The sequence below is a fragment of the Raoultella sp. T31 genome, assembly GCF_002806725.1.
GTDB classification, from domain to species: Bacteria; Pseudomonadota; Gammaproteobacteria; order Enterobacterales; family Enterobacteriaceae; genus Klebsiella; species Klebsiella electrica.
In genome coordinates this window covers 67,195-89,197 of sequence record NZ_PIBO01000014.1, presented here as the reverse complement: position 1 = coordinate 89,197, position 22,003 = coordinate 67,195, and the positions used below count along the sequence as shown (strand labels likewise).

Annotated in this window: 24 protein-coding genes; 16 read left to right on the top strand and 8 right to left on the bottom strand. The window is 54.8% G+C overall.

Going from position 1 to position 22,003, the window contains the following annotated elements; genetic code table 11:
- Positions 1-357: 357 nt before the first annotated feature.
- From CWM52_RS12285 to CWM52_RS12275, 3 genes are read right to left on the bottom strand one after another with little or no spacing between them, the layout of a single operon-like run.
- Positions 358-1,059, bottom strand: coding sequence for an ArsR/SmtB family transcription factor (locus tag CWM52_RS12285; RefSeq protein WP_100684368.1), 702 nt, complete (start codon positions 1,057-1,059; stop codon positions 358-360).
- Between the two features lie 6 nt (positions 1,060-1,065).
- Positions 1,066-1,455, bottom strand: a complete 390-nt coding sequence (locus tag CWM52_RS12280; RefSeq protein ID WP_100684367.1) for an amino acid-binding protein — start codon at positions 1,453-1,455, stop codon at positions 1,066-1,068.
- Positions 1,448-1,774, bottom strand: a complete 327-nt coding sequence (locus CWM52_RS12275) for an antibiotic biosynthesis monooxygenase family protein (protein WP_100684366.1) — start codon at positions 1,772-1,774, stop codon at positions 1,448-1,450. Before CWM52_RS12275 ends, CWM52_RS12280 begins: the two co-directional genes overlap by 8 nt.
- Before the next feature lie 385 nt (positions 1,775-2,159).
- Here CWM52_RS12275 and CWM52_RS12270 point away from each other — a divergent pair, with 385 nt between their 5' ends.
- Positions 2,160-2,372, top strand: a complete 213-nt coding sequence (locus CWM52_RS12270; protein ID WP_015585822.1) for a YdgH/BhsA/McbA-like domain containing protein — start codon at positions 2,160-2,162, stop codon at positions 2,370-2,372.
- 95 nt (positions 2,373-2,467) lie between these two features.
- On the opposite strand, the gene CWM52_RS12265 is transcribed toward CWM52_RS12270, so the two are convergent.
- Positions 2,468-3,340: an EamA family transporter gene (locus CWM52_RS12265; RefSeq protein WP_100684365.1), complete on the bottom strand. Its 873-nt coding sequence runs from the start codon at positions 3,338-3,340 to the stop codon at positions 2,468-2,470.
- 81 nt (positions 3,341-3,421) lie between these two features.
- Between CWM52_RS12265 and CWM52_RS12260 the strand changes: the two genes are divergently transcribed.
- Positions 3,422-3,928: a MarR family winged helix-turn-helix transcriptional regulator gene (locus CWM52_RS12260; protein WP_100684364.1), complete on the top strand. Its 507-nt coding sequence runs from the start codon at positions 3,422-3,424 to the stop codon at positions 3,926-3,928.
- On the opposite strand, the gene CWM52_RS12255 is transcribed toward CWM52_RS12260, so the two are convergent.
- Together CWM52_RS12255 and CWM52_RS12245 are read right to left on the bottom strand one after the other, a co-directional pair.
- A complete protein-coding gene (locus CWM52_RS12255) occupies positions 3,925-4,881 on the bottom strand; it encodes a nickel/cobalt transporter (RefSeq protein ID WP_100684363.1) in 957 nt (318 codons plus the stop codon). The two genes, CWM52_RS12260 and CWM52_RS12255, sit on opposite strands and share 4 nt — an antisense overlap.
- A 386-nt stretch (positions 4,882-5,267) precedes the next feature.
- A complete protein-coding gene (locus tag CWM52_RS12245) occupies positions 5,268-5,741 on the bottom strand; it encodes an Lrp/AsnC family transcriptional regulator (RefSeq protein ID WP_100684362.1) in 474 nt (157 codons plus the stop codon).
- Between the two features lie 151 nt (positions 5,742-5,892).
- Between CWM52_RS12245 and CWM52_RS12240 the strand changes: the two genes are divergently transcribed.
- The 13 genes from CWM52_RS12240 to CWM52_RS12180 all read left to right on the top strand — a co-directional run bounded on the left by CWM52_RS12240 (position 5,893) and on the right by CWM52_RS12180 (position 20,778).
- Positions 5,893-6,504 carry a LysE family translocator gene (locus CWM52_RS12240; protein ID WP_100684361.1) on the top strand — a complete coding sequence of 204 codons (612 nt, stop codon included), beginning with the start codon at positions 5,893-5,895 and terminating at the stop codon, positions 6,502-6,504.
- Between the two features lie 1,065 nt (positions 6,505-7,569).
- The gene (locus tag CWM52_RS12235; protein ID WP_100684360.1) at positions 7,570-8,175 is read left to right on the top strand and encodes a tyrosine-type DNA invertase; all 606 of its coding nucleotides are present in this window, start codon (positions 7,570-7,572) and stop codon (positions 8,173-8,175) included.
- Between the two features lie 532 nt (positions 8,176-8,707).
- The gene (gene fimE, locus CWM52_RS12230) at positions 8,708-9,304 is read left to right on the top strand and encodes a type 1 fimbria switch DNA invertase FimE (protein ID WP_100684359.1); all 597 of its coding nucleotides are present in this window, start codon (positions 8,708-8,710) and stop codon (positions 9,302-9,304) included.
- A gap of 496 nt (positions 9,305-9,800) precedes the next feature.
- Positions 9,801-10,349: a type 1 fimbrial major subunit FimA gene (fimA, locus tag CWM52_RS12225; RefSeq protein ID WP_100684358.1), complete on the top strand. Its 549-nt coding sequence runs from the start codon at positions 9,801-9,803 to the stop codon at positions 10,347-10,349.
- A gap of 72 nt (positions 10,350-10,421) precedes the next feature.
- Positions 10,422-10,961, top strand: a complete 540-nt coding sequence (locus CWM52_RS12220) for a fimbrial protein (protein WP_100684357.1) — start codon at positions 10,422-10,424, stop codon at positions 10,959-10,961.
- 35 nt (positions 10,962-10,996) lie between these two features.
- Positions 10,997-11,722 (top strand): fimbria/pilus periplasmic chaperone, encoded by a 726-nt coding sequence (locus CWM52_RS12215; RefSeq protein ID WP_100684398.1) that lies wholly within the window; start codon positions 10,997-10,999, stop codon positions 11,720-11,722.
- A gap of 73 nt (positions 11,723-11,795) precedes the next feature.
- Positions 11,796-14,432: a fimbrial biogenesis usher protein gene (locus tag CWM52_RS12210; protein ID WP_100684356.1), complete on the top strand. Its 2,637-nt coding sequence runs from the start codon at positions 11,796-11,798 to the stop codon at positions 14,430-14,432.
- A 10-nt stretch (positions 14,433-14,442) separates the two neighbouring features.
- Positions 14,443-14,973, top strand: coding sequence for a fimbrial protein (locus CWM52_RS12205; protein ID WP_100684355.1), 531 nt, complete (start codon positions 14,443-14,445; stop codon positions 14,971-14,973).
- A gap of 12 nt (positions 14,974-14,985) precedes the next feature.
- Positions 14,986-15,489, top strand: a complete 504-nt coding sequence (locus CWM52_RS12200) for a fimbrial protein (protein ID WP_100684354.1) — start codon at positions 14,986-14,988, stop codon at positions 15,487-15,489.
- Between the two features lie 17 nt (positions 15,490-15,506).
- Positions 15,507-16,412, top strand: a complete 906-nt coding sequence (locus CWM52_RS12195) for a fimbrial protein (protein WP_100684353.1) — start codon at positions 15,507-15,509, stop codon at positions 16,410-16,412.
- 55 nt (positions 16,413-16,467) lie between these two features.
- Positions 16,468-17,889, top strand: coding sequence for an EAL domain-containing protein (locus CWM52_RS12190; protein ID WP_206057715.1), 1,422 nt, complete (start codon positions 16,468-16,470; stop codon positions 17,887-17,889).
- 435 nt (positions 17,890-18,324) lie between these two features.
- A complete protein-coding gene (locus CWM52_RS12185) occupies positions 18,325-19,035 on the top strand; it encodes a lysogenic protein (protein ID WP_100684351.1) in 711 nt (236 codons plus the stop codon).
- A gap of 504 nt (positions 19,036-19,539) precedes the next feature.
- A complete protein-coding gene (locus CWM52_RS12180) occupies positions 19,540-20,778 on the top strand; it encodes an MFS transporter (protein WP_100684350.1) in 1,239 nt (412 codons plus the stop codon).
- A 161-nt stretch (positions 20,779-20,939) separates the two neighbouring features.
- Here CWM52_RS12180 and CWM52_RS12175 read toward each other — a convergent pair whose 3' ends face one another.
- A complete protein-coding gene (locus CWM52_RS12175) occupies positions 20,940-21,212 on the bottom strand; it encodes a GNAT family N-acetyltransferase (RefSeq protein ID WP_100684349.1) in 273 nt (90 codons plus the stop codon).
- 11 nt (positions 21,213-21,223) lie between these two features.
- Positions 21,224-21,454 (bottom strand): 4Fe-4S mono-cluster protein YjdI, encoded by a 231-nt coding sequence (gene yjdI, locus CWM52_RS12170; protein WP_100684348.1) that lies wholly within the window; start codon positions 21,452-21,454, stop codon positions 21,224-21,226.
- 271 nt (positions 21,455-21,725) lie between these two features.
- Between yjdI and CWM52_RS12165 the strand changes: the two genes are divergently transcribed.
- The gene (locus CWM52_RS12165) at positions 21,726-21,998 is read left to right on the top strand and encodes a YtcA family lipoprotein (RefSeq protein WP_100684347.1); all 273 of its coding nucleotides are present in this window, start codon (positions 21,726-21,728) and stop codon (positions 21,996-21,998) included.
- The last annotated feature ends 5 nt before the right edge of the window (positions 21,999-22,003 follow it).

Here is a 22,003-nt window from a genome sequence, read left to right as displayed (position 1 = left end):
GCAATATTTAAGGCGTCAGGACATGAATTCCGTAAAGAATCCGTTAATGCTGTCGGCGTCAAAGAATGCTATTTTCGTTGGTAAATATACATTTGCTTATAACTTGTTACACCGGGCTGGTGATAAATTTCAACTATCAATCACCATAAAACAATAGTTAAAAACAACACTCATGTTATTTACATCAGAAGGGACAAGGCGCGAGAGAGATATTTCGAACGGGAATTATCATGGCAAATAATACGAAGCCATGACTATAGAGAACACTCTGAATAATACTGAGAGGTGGGTTACTGAAATAGCATAAAGCTGGTTAAAAAAGTTTTTAATCCTGGCCATCAGGCGTTGAGCGGCCCGCTACAGCTGCAGGTCGAAGTGCTGGCGCAGCGCGAGCCGGCCTGCGCGGGTGATACTTACTTCGCGAAATCCCGGCGTCAGGGTGAACCAGCCTTTTCGCTGACCATGGTCCAGCAATGCGGCCCCCACGGCGCCACCGGGATGGAAACGCCGCTCGCTCCAGTCCAGACATGCGCAGCATACCCTGCGCCGGTTCCCGCCCGGCAAGATAATGCCTGAACGGGCAAACTGCGTCTCGCCGAATGCTGTCAGCGCGCTACCGTCCGGCACGATCCACGCCTCGCGCAACAGAAAATCATAGATAGCCACCGCCACTTCACCGGCAAGGTGATCGTAGCAGGTCCGGGCGGTACGCAGATTCGCCGGGGTCCGGGTCGTCAGCACAATCGCGCTTTTTCCGGCCATCGCCATCATATTCTCCAGCAGTCCGGCGACATCGGCGCCCGCCAGCCTGTAATAGCGATGCCGCCCCTGCGCCAGACAAACCAGCAAACGGGAACTGACCAGACGGCTGAGATGAGCGCTGGCGGTCGAGGCCGAGACCTCGGCCACCGTCGCCAGCTCCGTCGCGGTCCACGCGCGCCCATCCATCAATGCACAGAGCATTTTCATCCGTGACGCATCGGCCATGGCAGATGCCAGCACCGTGATGGCAACGGCCAGCGACTCATCATCTTCAATAACATGGGCGGGTTTTAGCATAACGCCTCACAACGTCGTGGCCCAGGAACGCGTGACTTCCTGCGCCAGTGGAAAGTTATCGGTCACCAGAATCAGGCGGTTAGCATGATCGCTGTATTGCGTCAGGATATTCACTCCGTGGGCGGCCAGCGCGTGGGCTATCGCCCCCAGCTCGCCGGGCTGTTCCTGTTTTAAGCGGCGAATAAGCGGCAGGTAAACACCCGTTACCGGGATCCCCGCCTGCTCCAGCACCGCTCTGGCCCGCTCCCCCTCGGCCACCAGAAAATGGGCATGGCATTGCTTGCCGACGGTGAAAACACCGCCCCCTTCAAGTCCCACGCCATGTTTCCCCAGCGTGTGACCTAACCGCGCCAGCTGGCCGGGACTATCTGGCAGGATCACATGAATATCATACATCGCCGCGCTCCTCCCGCACTTCTGAGCCCCAGGCGCGAATGACCTGCACAATGCGAATCTGGTAAGAGGCAAAAAGGGTCGCTTTCCCCTCCTGCTGGGCCGCCTGATGGCAGAGATTGTTTTTCCAGGCCCGCACCGCCTGTTCATCACGCCACCAGGACAGGGACAGGATCTTGCCCGGCGTGGTCAGGCTTTGAAAACGTTCAATGCTAATAAAGCCGTCAAGCGTAGCGAGCAACGGCTTCAGCTCCGCCGCCAGCGCCAGGTAACGGGCCTGTTTTGCCGGGGTGACATCGGCTTCAAAGAGTACCGCAATCATCGTGTCGTCCTTCCTCAATCCACAGTGACGCCACTTTATCGTATCCCCACAGGCCGATACTTCGCTGCTAAACGAAGTATGCCCACCCCAGGAAAGCGGGAAAAAGACCGTCCGTACATTCATTCAGGCAATCCCTTTGCGTAATTTTTCAAAAAAAGCACATGGCGATAACAATATTTTTCCATTCATAACACCCGTTAAGAACAGAACAACACGTTGTTTTTTAATTAAAAAATAAACATACCTTCAAGATTTGGTCATCTTACTGACATGAAAGTGTGATCTAAATCGCACTTTTTGCCACTCTGCTTATAATTAGCAGGCTTATTATAAGTCCATCGAAAGCACCACGCTTTCCACCTGAAAAGTTAAAAGGAAAAACACCATGAAAAACGTAAAATTACTTGCCGCCGCCGGTATGCTCTCTCTGGTTTCTTTCGCCAGCTTCGCTCAGCACCCGGTCAGCGTAACGGCTGATACCCTCGACAGCGCAGAAGCGAAAATTGCGACCATTGCTAAAGATCAAGGCGCGTCTTACCACATTACCGAAGCCTATACCGGTAACCAGGTTCATATGACCGCTGAGCTGTCGAAATAAGAGAATGGTTGCAGAGGGAGCTGCCGGACAGGCCGCCAGACGGCGGCTGGTTTCGCTCCCGCCGCACCCTAACTACCCAGCAATGTCGGGCCCCTTTATGGGGCTTTTTTTGTTAAGGCGCGCTGTATCGACAGCACGCTCAGCAACACCACGATAAGCCCCACCAGCGCGACCCCTTCAATCTTCTGACCGAGAAAGATCCAGCCCAGAAGCACTGCCGTTACCGGGCTCAGCAGGCTGAGCGCGGATACAGCGACCGATGGGAGACGGCTAATGCCGCGAAACCACAGCCCGTACGCAATCATCGCGCCAGCCACGCAAAGCCACAGATAGCCTGCCGCCTGAGTCAACGTCACCCCCTGCAGCGGCGGATCCACCAGCCATGCCACGGGAGCCAGCACCACGCCGCCAGTCAGCAATTGCCAGCCGGTCAGCGCCACCACCGGCAGCGAAATCGCCCAGCGACGAGACAGCCAGGTCCCCAGCGCCATGCTGACCGCCCCTGAGAACGCCGCCATGATCCCCAGCGGATCCAGCACCGTATGCGGCGACAGCAGCAGCAGCGCCATGCCGATAATGCCGGTCACGGCCGAGAGCACCGCCACCCACGGCGAACGCTGCCTGTCGACACACCATGCCAGCATCATGACCAGCAGCGGCTGAATGGCCCCAATCACTGCCGCCAGCCCGCCGGGTAAACGGTAAGCGGCAATAAACAGCAGCGCCTGAAAAGCGCCAATATTGAGGATCCCGGTCACGATAAGCTTCCACCACTCATTGCGCAGAGGAAAACGGCGGCACCAGATAAGCAGCGCGATCCCTGCGGGCAACACCCGCAGCAGCGCCGCAATAAAAGGTCTGTCCGGCGGCAAAAACTGGGAGGTGACAATGTAGGTCGTCCCCCAGATAGCCGGGGCCAGGGCAGTCAACAGCAAATCGATAACGGGCGAGCGCGAGAAAAAGGTCATGATTTTATCTTCACATCAAGGTAAATTAGTGGCTAAAGTATGTATCGATAAATGTCTTGATATCAAGATAAGTGAGCACAATTGGACAAATCATCCCAGGCTGACGCCGTAGATCGGATTCTTGAACAGTGGCAACGGGAGCGCCCGGATCTCGATTGCAGCCCGATGGGCCCCATCGGGCGCCTGAAGCGCTGTACTCTGCTGCTGGAGCCGCGCATCGAGTCCGCCTTTATTCGCCACGATCTGGTGCGCTGGGAGTTTGACATGCTGGCCACCCTTCGCCGGGCCGGCGCGCCGTTTATCCTCTCTCCGACCCAGCTTTTCTCTACGCTGATGATCACCTCTGGCACCATGACGCACCGGCTTAAGGCGCTGGAAAAACGCGGATTTATTACCCGCTTACCCGACCCTGACGATGCGCGAAGCCTGCTGGTCGCCCTGACTGAGACGGGACGCGCGCGGATCGATGAGGCGGTGGAAAGCCACGTGGAAAACGAACGCCAGCTGCTGGCCGGACTCTCCGCAGAGCAGCGCCAGCAGCTGGATCAGGCGCTCAAGGTCTTTATGCGCCTGTTGGAAGGGCCCTAGCAACCGGCTGCAATATAATCGCCATTGGCGCTCATCGGGACTACGGTCAGAAACAGCACCCAGGCAAAGAGCATCAGAAGGACGCCGCCGGCAATTTTTACCGCCGGCAGCAGCCATTTCAGGCGACCGTCATCCCAGGCCACCAGGCTGACCGCCCGCTCACGCGCGTAGCGTACTGCCAGCGAGAGGCCGAGAATCGATAATGCTGTCCCCAGCGACATCGTCATGACCGCGGCAATTCCCCAACTGACGATGCCCAGCGCATTGGAAAACAACAGGATCATTATCGCCCCGCTGCAGGGTCTGGCGCCGATGGCCAGAACCACGCCGAGCCGGGTTTTCCAGTCAACATTCGCCAGCTCGCGGCCAACGCCATGGTGCCCGCAGCCGCAGTTTTCGCGATGTTCATGCAACGGAGTCAGCGTCGCGATCGTCATTTTTCGCGGCCGCAGGCTTTTGAGCGTTTGATAAATCACAAATGCACCAAACGCCCCCACCATCAGGGCGCTGATTTTCTCGACGTACCAGCGGCTGGTGCTGAGATCGCCGGATGCAAGATTCAGCCCGACGGCCAAAATAAACACAAACAGGATAGCGCTCACCCCCTGCATCAGGCTGCCAAGAAATGGCACCACCCGCGCCGCCAGCAGGCTCTCTTTGTTGGTGCTGAGATAGGTGGTGACGATAAATTTACCGTGCCCGGGGCCAACGGCATGCAGCACCCCATAAAGGAATGCGCCGCCCAGCAGCCACATCCCGCCGCTATACTGATGGTTATTAAGCTGCAAAAGATACATCACCAGGTAGCGATGGAGCGTAATTTGCGTCGCCAGACACCACTGTAAAAAAGCCCCCCAGTGTGCATACAGCGTCAGTCCGACCCACAGCAGCGCCAGCAGAGGTAATCCCAGCGACAGCAGACGCCAGTCACGGGTAAGCATGCGAGTTGTCATCATTTTTTACCATTAAGTGAATCTGAATTGCCGCCCGGCGGTGGCGACAAGCGGCGCCACCAGACAGCCACGAGAGCCGCTTTCATAAAGAAGAGTTCCCCTTCTTCTGGGTGGTCAACGTTTATGCAAAGTATACGCAGTTGATGGAAATCGAATGAAAAAAATCGACAGGTAGCCTGGGGCTTCGCTGTCCTGTGATTTCCCGACGAATGACCCACCTGTACCTTTCTGAGTCGTCTGCTGCCAGCCGATGAACGCATCGCTATTCTGGCGCCAATCTCCCTGATGCCCTGCGTTTATCGAGGGCGCGGTTGCCGCGCCCGCCCCTTAAGATTCAGCGCAACATCTCTCCCTTTAGCAGCAATGCCCGCCTGCCAGCGGGCAGATCAACGCGTCAGGTTTACGCTTTCCAGCGGAAAGGGACGATCCTGCACCACGGTTTTCATCACCAGCGTCGAGCGCAAATGCTGCACGCCGGGCATCGCCGAGAGCTTGTCATCATACAGTTTTTGAAACGCCTGGAGATCCCGGGTGACCACGTGCATCAGGTAGTCCGGATCGCCAAATAGCCGCTGGGCCAGCACGATCTGGGGGATCTCTTCAACCGCCTCTTCAAACGCGCTCACCGCTTTTTTATCGCCTTCTTTTAAGGTCGCAAACACGATGGCCAGGAAATTAAAGCCCATTTTCAGGGGATCCAGGTTAACCCGATAGCCGGTGATAACCCCTTCCTGCTCCAAAGCCCGCAGCCGTCGATGACAGGGCGAGAGGCTCAAATTGACCCTTTCAGCCAGCTCAGTAATCGACAGACGACCATCGGATTGCAGCTCAGCAATAATTTTTCGATCTATGCTATCCATTTGGAAGATTTTCTCTTAAACAGGTTATTTTCAGCATAACATTGAAAGCTTATTTCCCGTAAATCCCGATATTCTTTTCCTCAACAGAATACGGATACAGACGGGGGATCGTTATGCGCAAGACCTTAAAACACGGTGGAGAGAACCGATCATGGAGATGAGTTTTATCGCCGGATTCTGGGTGGTCTCTTTCCTGCTGATCATCACGCCCGGCGCCGACTGGGCCTACACCATCAGCGCCGGCATACACGGACAACGGGTGCTCCCTGCGGTTGTCGGGCTGATGTCCGGGCATCTGCTGGCGGCCATGATCGTGATCGCCGGGATCGGCGTGGCCGTCACCGGCCACCCGCTGGTGCTGTCGCTGATCACTCTGCTGGGCGCGGCCTATCTGCTGTGGTTGGGGATCGCGATTTTGCGGCATCCCGCCACGCCTGACGCCGCACCGCAGCAGGCCGGAAGCTGGAACCGTTGGGCGCTAAAAGGGTTATGTATTAGCGGGCTGAATCCAAAAGTCTTTCTCTTATTCCTCGCCCTGCTGCCCCAATTTACCGATCCTGAAGGACGCTGGCCGCTGGCGCTGCAAATGTCGGCCCTGGGCAGTATTCACCTGCTGACCTGCACACTGATCTATTTTCTGGTGGGCTACGGGTCAAAAAGGCTATTAACTCACCGGCCAGCAGCGGCAAGAAGGGTCAGCATGATTTCCGGAACGATGATGGTCGCGATAGCTATTTTACTCTTCTACAGCCAGCTGAAATAAATCCGCAGACCCGGGATGAACAAAATAGATTGACCTCAGTTTAAGTTATTTGTGCCCTCCCGACAGGAGGGCCATCGCCCCGGCTGAATATTTCGCGACGAGATTTTGCATCTATTTGCCGTGAAAAACACCGTTTCCCTCCGCTACCGGTGAAGGACTCCAGATAACTCCAGTAACCTCCATAAAATCGCAAAACCGCGGCTTAACAAACAACGGGATAGCTAGCCATCGCAAGTGAAAGGAGTCAAATAACTCCAGTAAATCCATAGCCTTCTCCATTTTCAGCGCGCCGCGCTGACCAAATCGCCCTCCGCTCCTTTAGCGAAATTAAGCCCTGCGGCGAGGGAGCGCTGAGGTCTGCGGGCTTATTATGACTATTCTCAAACATAATTTTGCAGTATGGTTTAGGCGATGTTGTAGTGATGCGGTGAATGCTATCCAGGCGAGTATATCGTTCTTCGCATTCTGCGAAATGCTTCGCAGAATATTCACCAGACTACAGCCGGAATTCACTTTAGTGAGGAATGGCCGCGGTTTAACGGGCATTTAATTATTAGCAGATCAGACACGAAAATCATTCAACCTGCGCCGCGGCGACAAGGGAGAACCCGGAGATGATTTATCCATCCCCCTCTGCTGAGAGATGCGCAAATCGCGATATCTCCTGGCACAGCGGTATGTATAAGGATGTTGATATCCGTAGGGCTGGCGTCGGAGCAAGGCCCTGCGCCTCAGTATCCCCGGCGTTCGCAACCAGGAGGAATGAAGAATGATCGGGACAGACTACCCCCCAGGAACAGCATCATTGTTTAACAAAAAAGTATTTAATTCATTGTGTTACATGAAGCCGTCCGTTCCAGCACGTGGAGATACTTCATGATTCAACTCACTACCTGCCTTCTGATGACCCGGTTCAGCTTGCTACGAGCTGAAGTGCGTGACACGTTTTAAAAGTACCTGGCGCGATGGCGAAATATAAGAGAAAAAATGTTCAACTGGACAACAATACTGACCTGACGACAACGAATAGTTCGTAATGTACGCCTGCAATTAAAAGGGAATATAATGAAGAATAATGCCGATATCAAAAAAAGGAACTTCCTTACTCAGAATGAGATTGAGTCGCTTCTTAAAGCAGCGAATACCGGGGCACATGCTGCCCGCAATTATTGTCTGACATTACTCTGTTTTATTCATGGATTCCGCGCCAGCGAAATTTGTCGCCTGCAAATCTCCGATATTGATTTACGCTCTAAGTGTATTTATATCCATCGACTTAAAAAAGGTTTTTCCACTACCCATCCTTTACTGAATAAAGAGATTCAGGCACTAAAAAACTGGCTGGATATTCGAAAAACCTATCCACATGCCGACAGTGAATGGCTGTTTTTATCGCGTAAAGGCAATCCTCTTTCCCGCCAACAGTTTTACCAGATTATATCCTCCTCCGGAGGCGCCGCTGGATTAACCATTGAAATTCATCCCCACATGCTTCGCCATTCATGCGGATTTGCGCTGGCGAATATGGGCATCGATACCCGCCTTATTCAGGACTACCTCGGCCACCGAAATATCCGCCATACCGTCTGGTATACGGCGAGCAATGCCGGGCGCTTTTACGGCATCTGGGACAATGCCAAACAGAAGCAACGTAACAGCATTTTGCAATGATGCTCCGGGCGTCAAAAGGAGTTGACGCCCGATACTGTCGATGGTGTGAAAATGAACAACAGCCGTACACATTAATAAATATTAACCATACGCTAATTACGATTATTGTTCCCGCAAGTTCTTATTTCATTCATAATCCGCTTCCGCTTGATACCCTTGTAAATACTCAGGATTTAAGTTCGTTATTTATTGTCTGATAAAACCATTCAGCATTATATTTTCCGTCTAAACCCATCCCCTGATTAACTTTTTTCCTTGTGATTTGATGTACCTGGCGAGAAGCCTTGATGCTCCTGTTGTGATATGTCATAAAATCTATAAAAATAAGAATTGTCGTCTGGCTATATTTTAACTATGTGTAAATGTAATGTGACCATCTATTTTTACAGTTCCAACCTCATGGCAACGTGAAGAATGAACTGTATCTGTGCCTTTATATAATACGCCCGTCACACTGCGGATTATTTTTTAACCGTCCTGATAATTGCTTCAGGGCGCTGTCTTCGTGCAAATTAATTTCAGGAGCATTGTTGTGAATCGACGTCGTTTTCTTACCGCCAAAGAAGTTCAGGCCATGATGCAGGCGGCACAGCAGGGACCAACCGGAGAGCGGGATTATTGCCTTATCCTGTTGGCCTTTCGTCACGGGATGCGCATCAGCGAACTGTTGGATCTGCACTATCGCGATCTTGACCTCAATGAGGGCCGCATCAACGTCCGTCGGTTGAAGAATGGATTTTCGACCATCCACCCACTGCGATTCGACGAGCTGGAAGCGATTGCGCGCTGGACCCAGGTTCGCGCCGGCTGGAAGGCGGCACAAAAAACCAATGCGATTTTTATTTCACGCCGCGGCACCCAGCTTTCCCGCCAGCAGGCCTATCGGATCATCCGTAGCGCCGGAGAAGAGGCCGGAACCGCTACCCATACCCACCCGCATATGCTGCGCCATGCCTGCGGCTATGAACTGGCGGAAAGAGGCACAGATACACGTTTAATTCAGGATTATCTGGGTCATCGCAATATTCGGCATACAGTACGTTATACCGCCAGCAATGCCGCGCGTTTCGCGGGGTTATGGGAAAGAAATAACTTGCTTGAAGAAAATTCTCACGGTCAAAAGAAATGATTTATCTATTTAATAAATAAAGATAAATTTAAAAACGAACAAGTCAATTGGGGCCAAACTGTTTATATCATAAAAATGTTTTGCAAACTTTTGCAACCGGCAAGTACATATATTCTCACAAATTAATTTCATCCGATTGATTACAATCACATTTTACCTTTAAGAAACTTTACTTATCTCTCCATCCTTTCCGCTTACCCGCCACCTCATCCGCGCTGGCCTCGCCCGACAACTGACACTCTTCAAAACAAAAACTCAGATAATAAAACCAATTAATAAAGATACAACAGATTAATAAACCAAAAATATCCTAAAAAAATACAAAAAATTAGATATTTATCTCAATGAGTCAAAATGGCCCCAATTGACTCATCAGTTGGGCGAAAACTGCGCAGAGCCGGCAGTCGAACCATTCGGCTGATACATGGAATGCCTGGAAGGCACGACGACTGCCAATTTCGGTTCGTAATATCGACATTGTTTAAAGGAAAACAGCATGAAAATCAAAACACTGGCTATCGTTGTTCTGTCAGCCCTGTCTCTGAGTTCCGCGGCGGCCCTGGCTGACACCACCACGGTTAATGGCGGCACAGTGCATTTCAAAGGGGAAGTGGTCAACGCGGCCTGTGCCGTTGATGCTGGCTCTATCGATCAGACCGTTCAACTGGGCCAGGTTCGTTCAGCCAAACTCGCTACTGCAGGCAGCACCAGCTCTGCGGTCGGTTTTAACATCCAACTGGATGATTGCGATACTACCGTTGCAACCAAAGCTTCCGTTGCGTTCTCCGGTACTGCCGTAAACAGCACCAACAGCACCGTTCTGGCGCTGCAGAACTCTGCTGCTGGTAGCGCAACCAACGTCGGCGTACAGATCCTCGACAGCACCGGTACTCCGCTGGCGCTGGACGGCGCAACCTTCGGTGCGGCGACTACCCTGAACGACGGTACCAACGTTATTCCTTTCCAGGCTCGCTACTACGCGACTGGCGCGGCAACCGCAGGTATTGCTAACGCCGACGCAACCTTCAAAGTGCAGTACGAATAATTCACTCATGATGCAAGGACGCAGCCCGGGCCAGGATGGCCCGTTATCAACGACAGGACTGGGGTGATTACGATGCAAGGAATGAAATCTGGCCTGCTGTTTTTTTTACTGTCGCCGCTCGCGCTGGCCGGAAACCACTGGAATGTGACGTTACCCGGCGGAAACATGCGTTTTCAGGGCGTCATTATTGCCGAATCCTGCCGCGTTGAAGCGGGAGACCAGCAGTTGACGGTCAACATGGGGCAGATCAGCAGCAATCGGTTTCATTCGCCAGGGGAAGATACTGACCCTGTTCCTTTCGATATCCATCTCCAGGATTGCAGCACCGCCGTCAGTCAACGGGTTGGCGTCGCCTTTCATGGCGTTGCCGATGGCAAAAATCCGGACGTGCTTTCGGTTGGCGAAGGTCCCGGCATCGCAACCGGTATCGGCGTCGCGCTGTTCGACAAAGAAGATCGCCTGATCCCGCTCAACAGCCCACCGGGCGCCTGGTCACGACTGTATACCGGCCCCACCACGCTCCATTTTGTCGCCAGATATCGGGCGACCGGGCATCAGGTTACCGGCGGAGCCGCAAATGCTCAGGCCTGGTTCTCTCTGACCTATCAGTAATTAACCAGCAGGCATACCGGATGCAGGACATAACGGTGAGTATAAAAGGGGAAAACGTGAGAAAGACACTGGGGATGACACGCTGCTTACTGGCGGGCTTATTGATGACAGCAACCGTCGGTTTCGCTGCGCGCGCCGAAGCGGGCGTGGCGCTGGGGGCCACCCGGGTTATTTATCCCGCCGGACAAAAACAGGTGCAGCTGGCGGTGACCAACAATGACGACAACAGCACCTATCTGATTCAGTCGTGGGTTGAAAACGCCGGGGGTCAAAAAGACGGGCGCTTTGTGATTACCCCGCCGCTGTTCGCCATGCAGGGCAAAAAAGAGAATACGCTGCGCATTATCGATGCCACCAACGGCACGCTGCCGCAGGACCGGGAAAGTTTGTTCTGGATGAACGTGAAAGCCATCCCCTCCATGGATAAATCAAAGCTTAGCGATAACACGCTGCAGCTGGCGATTATCAGCCGCATCAAGCTCTATTACCGCCCGGGGAAACTCGCGCTGTCGCCGGATCAGGCGGCGGAGAAGCTGACGTTTCGCCGCAGCGCCAACACGCTGACGCTGAAGAATCCCACCCCCTACTACCTGACGGTGACCGAACTCAATGCCGGCACCCGGGTTCTGGAAAATGCGCTGGTCCCGCCGATGGGGGAAGCCTCGGTAAAAATCCCGTCCGACGCCGGACGCGACATCACCTACCGGACGATTAACGACTACGGCGCACTGACCCCACGGATGAAGGGCGTACTGCAATAACCACGGGGAAATCGTGTTCTCCCCTGAAATATAAAAAGAACTGACAGCCGGGCGACTTCGGACCGGAGGGACTATGCCACATCTGAAATATGGATCGGACCGCCAGGGCGCCCGGCATGCGCGGCGCCGCGCGTCGGGATCGGCTCGCGTATTTGCCCGGTTCCCTTTTGCCCTTTTGCTGGCCATGCAGGCCTTTTCCGCGCAGGCGGAACTGTACTTTAACCCACGCTTTCTTGCCGATGATCCTGCCGCAGTGGCGGATCTGTCGGGTTTCGAAAAGGGTCAGGAGGTGCCGCCTGGCACCTACCGGGTCGATATCTATCTGAATAACGGCTTTATGACCACCCGCGATGTGACCTTCAGGAGCGGAGAGAACCACCACGGCCTGACCCCCTGCCTGACCCGCAGCCAGCTGGCCAGCATGGGCGTCAACACCGCCGCCGTGTCCGGCATCAATGCCCTCGCGGCCGATGCCTGCGTGCCGATGGCGGAGATGATCAAAGAATCGACCAGTCGTTTTGACGTCGGCCAGCAGCGCCTGTATCTGACCGTGCCGCAGGCTTTTATGGGCAATCGCGCGCGCGGATATATCCCGCCCGAACTGTGGGATGACGGCATCACCGCCGGGCTGCTGAACTACAACTTTACCGGCAACAATGTCCATAACGACATCGGCGGCAGCAGCAACTATGCCTGGTTGAATCTGCAAAGCGGCCTCAACCTCGGTGCCTGGCGCCTGCGCGATAACACCACCTGGAGCTACAGCAGCGGCGGCAGTTCATCGAACAACGAGAATAAATGGCAGCACGTCAATAGCTGGATCGAGCGGGACATCGTTCCCCTGCGCTCGCGCCTGACGCTGGGCGACAGCTATACCAACGGCGACGTGTTCGATGGCATCAACTTCCGCGGCGCCCAGCTGGCCTCTGACGACAATATGCTGCCGGACAGCCAGAAGGGGTTTGCCCCGGTGATCCACGGTATCGCCCGCGGCACGGCGCAGGTCTCGATCAAACAAAACGGCTATGAGATCTATCAGAGTACGGTGCCACCGGGACCGTTTACGATCGACGATCTCTATGCCGCCGGGAACGGCGGCGATCTGCAGGTTACAGTAAAAGAAGCCGATGGCACCCGCCAGGTGTTCACCGTCCCCTGGTCCACCGTGCCGGTCCTGCAACGTGAAGGCCATACGCGTTTTGCCCTGACGGCCGGGGAATACCGCAGCGGCAACGATCGGCAGGAGAAGCCCACCTTCTTCCAGGGCACGCTGCTGCACGGCTTACCGGCAGGCTGGACGCTGTATGGCGGTACCCAGCTGGCAGACCGCTACCGGGCATTTAACCTCGGGCTGGGGAAAAATATGGGCGAATTCGGCGCCGTATCGCTGGACATCACCCAGGCCAACGCCACGCTCCCCGATGACAGCGATCGCCAGGGGCAGTCGCTGCGCTTCCTCTATAACAAATCACTCAATGAGGTGGGTACCAACATCCAGCTGGTCGGCTATCGCTACTCCACGCGCGGCTATTTCAGCTTCGCCGATACCACCTACAGCCAGATGAGCGGCTACGACGTGGTGACCCAGGATGGCGTGATTCAGGTGAAGCCGAAGTTTACTGACTACTACAACCTCGCCTACAGCAAACGCGGCAAGGTGCAGGTCAGCGTGACTCAGCAGATCGGGCGTACCTCCACGCTCTATTTAAGCGGCAGCCATCAGAGCTACTGGGGCAGCGGCAAAGCCGATGAACAGCTGCAGGCGGGGCTGAACGCCGCCGTCGACGATATCAACTGGACCCTGAGTTACAGCGTGACCAAAAACGCCTGGCAGGAAGGACGCGATCAGATGCTGGCGGTCAACGTCAATATTCCGTTCAGCCACTGGATGCGCTCCGACAGCCAGTCCGCGTGGCGACACGCCAGCGCCAGCTACAGTATGTCGCACGATCTTGATGGCCGGATGACCAACCTCGCCGGGCTGTACGGCACGCTGCTGGAGGACAACAACCTGAGCTACAGCGTGCAGACCGGCTATGCCGGCGGCGGCAACGGCGGGAGCGGCGGCACCGGATACGCGGCGCTGAACTATCGTGGCGGCTACGGTAACGCCAACGTCGGCTACAGCCGCAGCGATGGTCTGAAACAGCTGTACTACGGCGTGAGCGGCGGCGTGCTTGCCCACGGCAACGGCATCACCCTGAGCCAGCCGTTGAACGACACGGTGGTGCTGATTAAAGCCCCGGGGGCCGACAACGTGAAAGTGGAAAACCAGACCGGGGTACGTACCGACTGGCGCGGCTATGCGGTGTTGCCGTACGCCACTGAATATCGTGAGAACCGCGTGGCGCTGGACACCAACACGCTGGCTGACAACGTCGACCTGGATGATGCGGTGGTCAGCGTGGTGCCCACGCACGGCGCCATCGTGCGTGCGGATTTTAAAGCTCATGTCGGGATGAAGCTGCTGCTGACGCTGACCCGTCATGGCAAGCCGGTCCCGTTTGGCGCCATGGTGACCTCAGCCAGTAACCAGAGCAGCAGCATCGTGGCCGATAACGGGCAGGTTTACCTGAGCGGTATGCCGCTGGCCGGCAAAGTACAGGTGAAATGGGGTGAAGGCCCCGATGCCAGCTGCGTGGCCGAATATCAGCTGCCGCAAGAGAGCCAGCAGCAGGCGCTGAGCCAGCTGTCTGCCGTCTGTCGCTAAGGAAGAAATGATGATGACCAAATCGCTGTATCTGTTGGGGGCCGTGCTGTCGCTGACCATCGCCAACGCGTTCGCCGCCGACAGTACCCTCACCATCAGCGGATATGTCCGGGATAACGCCTGCGCGGTGGCGGGCGAGTCGAAAGACTTTACCGTCGACCTGATGGATAACGCCGCTAAACAGTTCAACACCATTGGCGCGACAACGCCCGTGGTGCCGTTTCGCATCGTGCTGTCGCCCTGCGGCGGTTCGGTGACGGCGGTCAAGGTGGGCTTTACCGGCGTGGCGGATAACGACAATACCAGCCTGCTGAAGCTGGACAGCGGCGCATCGGCTGCGGCGGGCATGGGGGTACAGATTCTCAATGGTCAGCAGACGATGCTGCCGCTGAACGCCCCCGCGACGGCAATCGCCTGGACGACGCTGACACCCGGGCAGACCAATACCCTGAACTTTTATGCGCGGTTGATGGCCACCCGGTTGCCGGTGACCGCCGGGCACGTCAACGCGACAGCGACATTCACGCTGGAATTTCAGTAACCGGAGGTTGAGATGAAATGGATCCCCCGAGAATGGCTTCTGGCGGGCGCGCTGGCTCTGGCCTGCTCTCCCCTGCAGGCGGCCGATATCAGGATCACCGTTAACGGCAAAGTGGTCGCCAGACCCTGCACGGTTTCCACGAAAAACGCCACCGTCGATCTCGGCGACCTGTATACCTTCAGTCTGATCCCGGCGGGCGCCGCTTCGGCCTGGCACGGCGTGGCGCTCGATCTGAGCAACTGCCCCGTCGGTACCTCGCGCGTCACCGCCAGCTTTAGCGGTACGGCGGACGCCACCGGGTATTACAAAAACCAGGGGACCGCCGGCAATATCCAGCTAGAGCTGCAGGATGACGGCGGAACCACGCTGAACAATGGCGCCACTAAATCGGTGCAGGTGGATGACTCGACGCAGTCCGCCCGCTTCCCGCTGAAGGTCAGAGCATTGACGGTCAACGGCGGCGCCACTCAGGGAACCATTCAGGCGGTGATTAGCGTCACCTACACCTACGCCTGAATCAGGAGAGTAAGTTGATGAAAAAAATGATAACCCTGTTGACCACGCTGCTACTGTTGGGCTGGTCGGTGAATGCCTGGTCCTTTGCCTGCAAAACCGCCACCGGGGCGACGATCCCCATTGGCGGCGGCAGCGCGAACGTTTACGTCAACCTGACGCCAGCGGTGAACGTCGGGCAGAACCTGGTGGTCGATCTCTCCACGCAAATCTTCTGCCATAACGACTATCCGCAAACCATTACCGACTACGTGACCCTGCAGCGAGGCTCCGCCTATGGCGGGGTGCTGTCGAGCTTTTCCGGTACCGTAAAGTATAACGGCACCTCCTACCCCTTCCCTACCACCACGGAAACCTCGCGGGTTATCTACAATTCAACCGCCGATAAACCCTGGCCAACCGTGCTCTATCTGACGCCGATCAGTACCGCAGGTGGGGTGGCTATCACCTCCGGCTCCCTGATCGCCGTGCTGATTCTCCACCAGACCAACAACTATAACGGCGACTCCTATCAGTTTGTCTGGAACATTTACGCCAACAATGATGTGGTGGTGCCGACCGGCGGCTGCGATGTTTCCGCCCGCGATGTCACGGTGACGCTGCCGGATTATCCTGGCTCCATGGCCGTTCCGGTGACGGTCCACTGCGCGCAAAACCAGAATCTCGGCTACTACCTTTCCGGCACTACCGCCGATACCGCCAGTTCGGTCTTCCGCAATACCGCGTCGACGTCGGCGGCGCAGGGGATTGGCGTGCAGATGACGCGTAACGGCAGCATCGTCCCCGCCAACAGCACGGTGTCGCTGGGTACGGTCGGCACTTCGCCGGTCAATCTGGGGTTAACCGCCACCTATGCGCGCACCACGGGTCAGGTGACGGCAGGTAATGTGCAGTCCATTATTGGGGTGACGTTTGTCTACCAGTAAGGGCTGCGCGACGCAGGCCTCCCCGCCGCTAGACTATATCCTCTCGCCGTGTGCGATGGCTGGCGAGGGGCTGTCTTCCCTGATGGACGACGGCGGCCTGCTGCGGCCCAGGCGCCTGTTCCCTCAGCTTCACGAGGCGCTGTTAATCCCCGATATTGTGACCGTCAGGCGTATCGTGGTTTTTTTACCCGACGATCCGTTCTGGCTGCTGCTCACTCTGCGGCAGGCGGGGCTGCTGCTGAAACACAGCGCCGTTCCGCTGCCGATGCTGATCCTCAGCCGTAGCCCGGCCAACTGGCTGTGGCAAACGCTGTTACACCAGGTTGGCAGACCGCGCCATCTGGCCTGGGTACGGGCCGTCGCCTCTGATTTACCCTGCCGACAGCTGGCGGCGCTGCTCAGGCCCGACGGCGGGCAAAGCTATCCCCTGCTGGCGCAGCTGGCGTCTCAGGAGAGGGTCATCTGCGCTAAGCCAGCCGCCGGCGTGAGCAAACCGGAACTGAGTACCGCGCTGGACTGGCTGCGGGGATTCAGCATCAATGATCAGGCGCAACGTCGGGGGCTTAGCCACAAAACCCTCTACACCCAGAGAAGCTCAGGACTAAAAAAGATGGTTGAACATCATCCCCATCTGGCCAGCCGTTTCCCCGGCAGCCACACCAAAGGGCAGAAAACGAGCGCGGTCGCCGCGCTCTCCGCTTTTGAACGTGAGTTCATCCATGCCATTCACTGTAGGCAAATTTTCCCGGTGTTTCAGCCCATCACCGATGGTCGCCTGATGTTGCAGGGCATCGAGGTGCTGTCGCGCTGGCGACGCAATGGCAATGTGCTGTTGCCCGGCGAGTTTTTGCCGCAGATACGCTCGGAGTATGCCTGGCTGCTGCTCACGGCGTTCGTCCTGCAGGAGGCCGTGCAGAACATCAATCAATACCCGGGCGACTATTATTTCGCGATTAACATCCCGCCGCTCATCGCCACCAACACCAACATTATCCGGATGATGGAGGCGGCGCGTCAGCAGTTACAGGAACCGCAGCAGGGCGAGAGGCTGGTACTGGAATTTGCCGAAACGGTCGATCTTAACCTGCACAGTAAAACGGGCGACACGATCACCCACTTACAGCAGCAGGGCTTTCGCATCATGCTCGACGACTGCTTTTCACGCAGCAGCGTCCTGTTTCCGGTCCGCACCGTGCGCTTTAATGAGTACAAGCTGGATATCAGTATCGTGAACGATCTGCAGCGGGATCCGCACGCGCTGGCGCTGATCAAGAGCCTGATCTATTACTGCCAGCTCTCCGGCAGTCGCTGCATTGCTGAGGGGGTCGATAGCCTGGAAAAATTCAATATGCTGAAGGCGTTGGGAATCGATCGTTTCCAGGGCTATCTCATCTCACCGCCGGTCACTGGCGATAACCTGGAGGATCTTATTCAGCGCTTTTCGCCAGGACGCCACCCTACCAGTATTGCCGGATAAGTCGCCCTCGAGTTCCACTTCCGCCCGGCATGAAAAAACCGACCATTCGGGCCGGGATTCTCATTTAAACCTCAGTCCGATGCCGATTGAAACCGCCATTACGGATTGATGGCAGAACCCCTGGCACCGGGTTCGCCGTCGCAGCGGGAATAGCGGGTACAGTCCGCCTGCTCTCGATAAGCAGCTACGGGTTACTGGTGGCTGGGCGAGGCTGCTCAATCGTCTGCGTTTCGGCGTATGATTAGCTGAAAAACATTCGTGGCCAAACAACTATATAAGACTGTTCATAAAAACTAACTACGCCTCATTGTTCATGCAAAAATAAGTTTATCTTAAGGTTTGCCAAGGAAATATCATTGACGAACCTTTTATTTAAAGGTTAAATTAAAAGAAATCAATTAAAGTTTAACAATTAAATATTATAAAGAGGTTACAATGAATGTAACATTAATTTCGAGTATCATTGGTGGTTGTTTTGCTATAGCTTCCGTAGTAATTTCCGTTGGAATTACTACGTACAATCAGAATAGAGTCAATAAAATAAACAATGCCATGGAGGCGAAGAGGAAACATCAATATTACCTTGAACCATTAATTAGGTCAGCCGCCGACTTGCAAAGTCGAATTTATAACATACTGGAAGGTGGGTTCATTGAGAGGTATTATCATAATGGAAATGAAAGAAATAAAAATTATGTTATAAACAATACTGTTTTTCTTGTAGCTCAATTTTTTGCATGGACCGAGGCTGCTCGCATCGACGTTCAGTTTCTTAACCTGGAAAATGATTTAAAAACTCGTAAACTATCCGAACTGCAGAGTAAAATATACTCATTGATACAAACAGATAGCCTTGGCCCTCATTTTGTTTTCTTTGCGGGAGAACAAAGAGCCATTGGTGAACAGATGTTAATCAAAATGGATAAGGGATACAACTGTATAGGGTATGGTGAATTCTTAAAAAAAGACTCATTTTGTAACGAATTTTTATTTGAGGAACTGAGAAATGAAGTTATTAAAATGACGAAAAACATACATGGCTATCGCGCCAGGCTGCAGAAATTGCAACATGCACTAATTGATTTACTTGATTATCTTGATCCCAATGAAGTCAGAATCAATAATCATGAGCGTTCTAAAATATAAAAATAACTCCTGACCTTGAAGAACTAACTACCTAGAAAGAGATTGCTAAATAACTAGAGAGCATAAAAAATAACCTCACAATGAAATTCGAGGCCACTCTCAAATGGCATTGGCTGACTCCTCCCTGGTGACAGGCTGAATAATTTACGCCGTCAGTTAAGAAAAGCGCCAACAGGGCGGTCCGGCAAAAGCATGATCAAGGCGGCCCCAGCCGCACATCGGCGTGAAAGCCGGCGGCCCTCATTACCCCTATCCTTGTCCTCTGCGGCGGCTGGCGGCGTATGCCCGCCGCCCCCGCAAATAACACGCCTGCGACCAGGGGCATAGACTTAAACCAGTTTACGCTAAGCGTCGGGTGGCAAAGCGCACGCCTTGCCACTGCCCGAAGACACAAGATGCCGCACCTTGTCAGGTGGTAAAAAATAATGAAAGTCCCTGACGGACTTCACACCAGACCGCCACGATGATGCCGGGCGGAATATTGGCTTTAAATGGGATAAAACTATGGGTTCACAGGTATCCGCGGCGGAAGATTCACTACTGCGGCACAGGTCGTTCGTCACCTTTTGGCTGGCGCGCACCTGTTCATCATTTGGTTTTCAGATGTTTTCGGTTGCCGTTAGCTGGCAAATTTACGCCATCACCCATAGCGCGATGGCGCTCGGGATGATCGGTCTGATGCAATTCTTACCCTCGGTCCTGCTGGCTCTCCCTGCGGGACACCTTGCGGATCAGTTCGATCGGCGGCGGATCGTGCTGCTTGGACAGTTTATTGAATGGGTCGCATTACTCGGACTAGTCGCCCTGACGCTACTGCATTGGGCGGACAAAATTGAAATCTGGGGGCTGGTCTTTTTAATCTCGGTGGCAAAAGCGCTGGAGTGGCCGGCGATCACTTCGATGCTGCCGACGCTGGTGCCGCCGCCGATCCTTGCGCGCGCGATGGCGGCCAGTTCCGTCGGAGGACAGGCGGCGGTGATTATCGGCCCCACCCTTGGCGGTCTGCTGTACGTGGCGGGTCCGGAGGTGGTGTATGGCGTATCCGCGCTGTTCTACCTGCTCTCTATTGTGCTGGTGAGCCAACTGCGCTACGAGCGGCCGCCGCAAACCCGCCTGCCGATGAACCTCAAGAACCTGTTTGCCGGAGTACATTTTATCCGCGAGCGAAAAGATGTGCTGGGCGTGATTTCGCTCGATCTGTTTGCCGTCCTTCTTGGCGGCGCGACGGCGCTGTTACCGATCTTCGCTCAGGATATTCTCCATACCGGCCCCTGGGGACTGGGGATGCTGCGCGGTGCGCCATCGGTCGGTGCGCTGCTGGTGGGCGTCTGGCTCAGTCGCCACAAGCTGGAGAAGAACGTGGGTCTGATCATGTTCGCCTCGGTGGCCGGCTTTGGCCTGGCGACGCTGGTGTTTGCGCTTTCTGCCCGGCTGTGGCTTTCCCTGCTGGCACTGGCCGCGCTGGGCGGGTTTGATATGGTGAGCATGGTGATTCGCGGCGCGCTGGTGCAGTTGGATACGCCAGACGATATGCGCGGTCGCGTGAATGCGGTGAACGCCATCTTCATTAATACCTCAAACCAACTGGGGGAATTTGAATCCGGCCTGCTGGCGGCGTGGATAGGGGCCGTACCGGCCGCGGCGCTTGGCGGGATTGGCACGCTGGTGGTGGTCGCGATATGGATGACCATTTTCCCGCATCTGCGCAAAAGGCAGAAGCTGGAAAATGAAGGCGCGAGCTGATTGCAAAAACGCGCCGACAGCGATGATGGACATTGTGCGATACGCTGGAGCCATACTGGTGCATGACTATTATTCGCCATCAGCGGCAGAAACAGGCATCCCGAATGCAACCGCCCTTCATCACCAATAATTGAGCACCGGCTGAGACCGGTGCCTTTATTTCAGGCCCGGATATCATCGTACTCGCGGGTATTATCAAACTCATGTTTAGCGAAGGGACAGAGTGGGATAATTTTACGCTGCTCTGCGCGCATCTTTTCCACCACTTTCGCCACCAGCTGTTTACCCACCCCCTGCCCTTTCAGGCTCTCATCGACATCGGTATGTTCAATAATGCTGAGATGCTCGCCGGTGGGGACAAAAACAATTTCCGCCACCTGATTCCCCGCCGCATCATTGACGTAAAACTTGTTATGACCTTCCAGTATTTCCATCATTTCCTCGCTTATTTCTGGCGATACTTCAGGGCGCCGCTCGGGCAGGTGTCGATTACCCGCACGACGGTGGCGACATCCACTTCATCCGGGATGATCCACGGTTTACGCTTCAGGTTGAAGAGTTTTGCGCTACCGCGAACGCAGTTTCCCGAGTGCTGGCAGATGTCCGTGTTGAAGTAGACATCAATCCTCTCTCCGGTATATGCGCGGTAGCCCGCCTCCAGTAATTCCTTATCCATGACATTGCCTCAGTTGTTTTTATTGTTCAGGAGCTAAGCATAGTCCTGCCAGCACAGACCAGCTATGAGGATATCCCAAAACCTCCGCTCATATTTGTGCTGAACTGTCTGTATTAATGCGAAATAAACGATTTTATATTCACTACAACCTCAGCCTCGACCTTGATTACCCAGTTAAAATAGCGCATGCGAATTTCCCCATTCGCTTTTATTTCGCCGAAAGGGCGATTAAACTCACACCACAATGGTATGAGTGCTCAGGAACTATCCTTTGAATTATCGAGTGAAGCTGGCCCGCCCGGCGCTATTATTTATATTCTCCTTTCTCTCTGGTTGTTCATTATCACCAGCGATTCCGGTATTAGGCGCCGCATTTCCTGGCTGGTTCTTCTGTTTATTGGGCGGCGTGTTGTTACTCATACCCTGTCATATCCTGATCGTCCGCAAAGGCTGGCAATCGCGTTTTTCTCCGCTGGTATTTAGCTACCTGGCTCTGATGTTCCTGTTCGCCACGCTCCTGTGGTTCCTTTTCTTTGTGTACTAAGCCCC

Coding starts and splice junctions, on each gene's coding strand:
- CWM52_RS12190 (WP_206057715.1), top strand. CDS start 16,468: ATGGCTGGCGAGGGGCTGTCTTCCCTGATGGACGACGGCGGCCTGCTG.
- CWM52_RS12255 (WP_100684363.1), bottom strand. CDS start 4,881: ATGACAACTCGCATGCTTACCCGTGACTGGCGTCTGCTGTCGCTGGGA.
- CWM52_RS12220 (WP_100684357.1), top strand. CDS start 10,422: ATGCAAGGAATGAAATCTGGCCTGCTGTTTTTTTTACTGTCGCCGCTC.
- CWM52_RS12175 (WP_100684349.1), bottom strand. CDS start 21,212: ATGGAAATACTGGAAGGTCATAACAAGTTTTACGTCAATGATGCGGCG.
- CWM52_RS12235 (WP_100684360.1), top strand. CDS start 7,570: ATGAAGAATAATGCCGATATCAAAAAAAGGAACTTCCTTACTCAGAAT.
- CWM52_RS12205 (WP_100684355.1), top strand. CDS start 14,443: ATGATGACCAAATCGCTGTATCTGTTGGGGGCCGTGCTGTCGCTGACC.
- yjdI (WP_100684348.1), bottom strand. CDS start 21,454: ATGGATAAGGAATTACTGGAGGCGGGCTACCGCGCATATACCGGAGAG.
- CWM52_RS12185 (WP_100684351.1), top strand. CDS start 18,325: ATGAATGTAACATTAATTTCGAGTATCATTGGTGGTTGTTTTGCTATA.
- CWM52_RS12195 (WP_100684353.1), top strand. CDS start 15,507: ATGAAAAAAATGATAACCCTGTTGACCACGCTGCTACTGTTGGGCTGG.
- CWM52_RS12245 (WP_100684362.1), bottom strand. CDS start 5,741: ATGGATAGCATAGATCGAAAAATTATTGCTGAGCTGCAATCCGATGGT.
- CWM52_RS12265 (WP_100684365.1), bottom strand. CDS start 3,340: ATGACCTTTTTCTCGCGCTCGCCCGTTATCGATTTGCTGTTGACTGCC.
- CWM52_RS12285 (WP_100684368.1), bottom strand. CDS start 1,059: ATGCTAAAACCCGCCCATGTTATTGAAGATGATGAGTCGCTGGCCGTT.
- CWM52_RS12280 (WP_100684367.1), bottom strand. CDS start 1,455: ATGTATGATATTCATGTGATCCTGCCAGATAGTCCCGGCCAGCTGGCG.
- CWM52_RS12180 (WP_100684350.1), top strand. CDS start 19,540: ATGGGTTCACAGGTATCCGCGGCGGAAGATTCACTACTGCGGCACAGG.
- CWM52_RS12200 (WP_100684354.1), top strand. CDS start 14,986: ATGAAATGGATCCCCCGAGAATGGCTTCTGGCGGGCGCGCTGGCTCTG.
- CWM52_RS12275 (WP_100684366.1), bottom strand. CDS start 1,774: ATGATTGCGGTACTCTTTGAAGCCGATGTCACCCCGGCAAAACAGGCC.
- fimA (WP_100684358.1), top strand. CDS start 9,801: ATGAAAATCAAAACACTGGCTATCGTTGTTCTGTCAGCCCTGTCTCTG.
- CWM52_RS12210 (WP_100684356.1), top strand. CDS start 11,796: ATGCCACATCTGAAATATGGATCGGACCGCCAGGGCGCCCGGCATGCG.
- CWM52_RS12270 (WP_015585822.1), top strand. CDS start 2,160: ATGAAAAACGTAAAATTACTTGCCGCCGCCGGTATGCTCTCTCTGGTT.
- CWM52_RS12240 (WP_100684361.1), top strand. CDS start 5,893: ATGGAGATGAGTTTTATCGCCGGATTCTGGGTGGTCTCTTTCCTGCTG.